At 43.3% G+C, this 3,290-nt stretch carries 3 protein-coding genes and 1 pseudogene; 3 read left to right on the forward strand and 1 reads right to left on the reverse strand.

Translation table 11 applies throughout. From position 1 onward, the window contains the following. Positions 1–217: 217 nt before the first annotated feature. Positions 218–793: pseudogene (locus tag O9H85_RS37295) on the forward strand (group II intron maturase-specific domain-containing protein); the annotation flags it as partial. Between the two features lie 93 nt (positions 794–886). On the opposite strand, the gene O9H85_RS37300 reads toward O9H85_RS37295, so the two are convergent. Continuing rightward, the gene (locus O9H85_RS37300; protein ID WP_269886368.1) at positions 887–1,525 is read right to left on the reverse strand and encodes a LysE family translocator; all 639 of its coding nucleotides are present in this window, start codon (positions 1,523–1,525) and stop codon (positions 887–889) included. A gap of 139 nt (positions 1,526–1,664) precedes the next feature. On the opposite strand from O9H85_RS37300, the gene O9H85_RS37305 reads away from it, so the two are divergent. Then, positions 1,665–2,336, forward strand: a complete 672-nt coding sequence (locus tag O9H85_RS37305) for a GntR family transcriptional regulator (protein WP_269886369.1) — start codon at positions 1,665–1,667, stop codon at positions 2,334–2,336. Positions 2,337–2,712: 376 nt separating this feature from the next. Next, on the forward strand, positions 2,713–3,290 hold a 578-nt coding region (locus O9H85_RS37310), incomplete at its 3' end, for a Gfo/Idh/MocA family protein (RefSeq protein WP_269886370.1).

Consider the following 3,290-nt stretch of genomic DNA (forward strand, 5'->3'; position numbering starts at 1 on the left):
GTCCAGTGGGCTAGAAGGAAATACAAGAAACTGGAGAGGCACAAGATTCGGGCAATTAGATGGCTGGGTCGACTTGCGAAGAACCTTCCCAGACTCTTTGCCCATTGGCAGTTAGGAATACTGCCTGCGGCTGGATAATGGGAGCCGGATGAGCCGAGAGGTTCACGTCCGGTTCTGAGAGGGCCTGAGGGTGCGATTCCCTCGGGCTACTTACCGCAATATCTTTGTCGCGAGCAGACGCGCCGGCGAGCGAGTCATGGAATCGGTGATTCGCTTTGTGGAAGGAAAACTCAAACTGAAAGTGAACCGAGATAAAAGTGCGGTAGACCGGCCATGGAACCGAAAGTTCCTTGGTTTCAGCTTTCTGTCGAATAAGCAGGCAACGGTACGTCTGGCGCCAAAGACAATCTCCCGGTTCAAGGAGAAGATCCGGGAGCTAACGAACCGAACCCGCTCGATGTCGATGGAGGGCCGCATAACACGCCTTAACCGCTATCTTATGGGATGGATTGGCTATTTCCGGCTGGCTTCGGCAAAGAAGTACTGCGAGAAATTCGATGGGTGGATTCGCAGAAGGCTGCGCATGTGTCTCTGGAAACAGTGGAAACGGGTACGTACCCGTATCCGCGAACTCCGAGCGCTTGGAGTGCCGGATTGGGTCGCGTTCATGATGGCGAATTCCCGGCGGGGAGCGTGGGAAATGTCCCGGAACACAAATAACGCCCTTCCAACTTCCTACTGGGAAGCGAAAGGGCTGAAAAGTTTGCTTTCTCGTTACCTGGAGCTTTGTTAACCTTTTGGAACCGCCGTATGCGGACCCGCATGTACGGTGGTGTGAGAGGACGGGGGCTAGTCGCCCCCTCCTACTCGATATCTCCTGCTAGGACTATCTCTTTTCTAAGGCGAGTTTTACTGCAATTGAAACTAACATAATCCCTGTTACTTTGTTAAAGATATTTTGGACTTTCTTTTTACTAAACCAGATTCGAATATAATTCAAAATATGAACTACAATTAAAAACCACAAAATAGCAGCAAGAATGAGGATTGACCCTAATATTACCAACTGTAAATAAACGTTTTGGTGTGGATTGATAAATTGGGGCATCAGTGTAATATACACAATAACTGTTTTTGGATTAAGAGCATCACTTAAAAACCCTTGTAAAAAACATCTCTTGTATTGACCGATAGACGGGTTCCTCAGTTCATTATTTTCTGAGTTATTCATTTCGAATGAGAAAGTATTCTTAGCAATAAAAGACTTAATCCCAAGGAAGATTAGGTAAGCCGCTCCTAAGTATTTAATGGTTGTAAATAAGACGATGGATTGAGCAACAATCGCTGCTAGACCAAGCACTGCTACAATTGTCCAAATGGAAAGACCTGCTGCAATACCAAACGTGGTAAACTGACCTGCTCTTATCCCCAAAGTTAGTGTATTTTTCGTTACCAGAATTGTATCTACCCCCGGTGCTATAACCATCATCGCCGCTATTAAGATGTACATAAATAAGTTCTCCATAACTTCCCTCCCTGAATGTAAAATGCGATATATTGCATATAGGAATAGTAACACTGCCCCATGATATATGCAATATATTGCATTATACATAAGATTGGAATATACTATATAAGATTCAAATTGTGGATGGTGAATAACAATGCCGATACCTAATAATTTCGCTGCTCCAAATCGAATATCTGCGAAAGAGAGGGCATTCAACCAAATACAAGAGTGGATTATTGATGGTACCCTTCTGCCTGAAGAAAAATTGAATGATGCTGAATTAGCGGAGGCATTGGGAGTAAGTAGAACCCCAATAAGGGAAGCCTTGCAATTACTTGCAGTGCAAGGTTTTGTTGAAATGCATCCGGGAGTGACTACGCAGGTCACGGCGGTAAATAAAGAAGATATATCGAAAATTTTGCCGCCTTTAGCTGTATTACAGGCTTTAGCCGCAGAACTTGCAACACCGGTTATTAATCAACAAATCATTGATTCTCTACGTCAAATTAACACGGAGTTTTCACAAGCTATTAAGAAAGGTGAATATTATCCCGCATTAAAATTGGATGAACAATTCCATAATGGAATTGTTGAAGTCACACAAAATCTATATATCAGCAATACGATATCAATGCTTCAAGCTCATGTTCGCAGACTATTTTTCCATAATTCTATAATTCTTACACATGATTCGGTTGAAGAACATGAGGCTATTCTACAGGCATTTGAAGGTCAAGATAGTGCCACTGCTAATAAAGTTGCTCGAAACAATTGGCTACGACCTATTGATGAATATTATTCGAAATTAAAGGAAAGTCGTAATTAAACACACCTTATATATTGTTAAGGTGTGTTTGTTTTTAAACTAACGGGTTACAATAGCTCAATAACGCGGCAGGTACATATGCTTCCTTTAACCAACGAAAATTCGTTACATATTCACCGAGTAGGAACCACGTGCGCTGTTCAACGACACAAACTTGTGTGCATTGAGATCCCCAAGCCTTGACGCACAATCCTAGGGCTCGATTGACAAACGGTTAACAATATCTGAATATTCGATAAAAAAAGTTCATTTTCACCAAAGGAATCCAGAAGTTGTGTGGAGAAGCCATAATAACGTGACATAATCACGAAAAATGAGACAGGAGCTAAGTATTTGTATTTTCCAATTTAAAATTTATAACGAGGTGGCGAGAAATATGGTTCATTTGGCATTACTTGGCGCATGGCATGTTCATGCCAAAAATTTTGTAAAGGAAGCATTAAAGACCGGAATAGCGGAATTAAAAGTGGTCTGGGATGATGATGAAGAAAGAGGCAAAGCTTTTGCCGAACAGTTCGGGGTCGCTTATGAAGGCGACTTGGATAGCGTACTTAGCAGAAAAGATATAGATGCGGTAATGGTGGAGTGTGCCACCGCAATGCACAAGGAAGTCATCATAAAGGCCGCCAACGCCAAAAAGCATATTTTCACCGATAAAGCGCTAGCTCTAACGGTACAAGACTGTCTCGCGATCAAAAAGGCCATCCTCGACAATGGTGTGAAATTTGCTGTATCACTAGAATCCAAGATCATTGGCCCATACCGCTACGCCAAAACGCTGGTGGATGAAGGCAAGCTCGGCCGCGTGACGTCAGCCTATTTCAGACGCGCTCATCAAGCGGCATTGGATAAAACCATGCTTCCAACATACTGGTTTGATCCTGCTCAAACCGGCGGGGGAGTGACATTGGATTTGGGCTGCCACGGATTATATCTTCTGCCGCATTTTTGCGG

Source organism: Paenibacillus gyeongsangnamensis (genome assembly GCF_027533625.1).
In the GTDB taxonomy this organism is placed as follows: Bacteria; Bacillota; Bacilli; order Paenibacillales; family NBRC-103111; genus Paenibacillus_G; species Paenibacillus_G gyeongsangnamensis.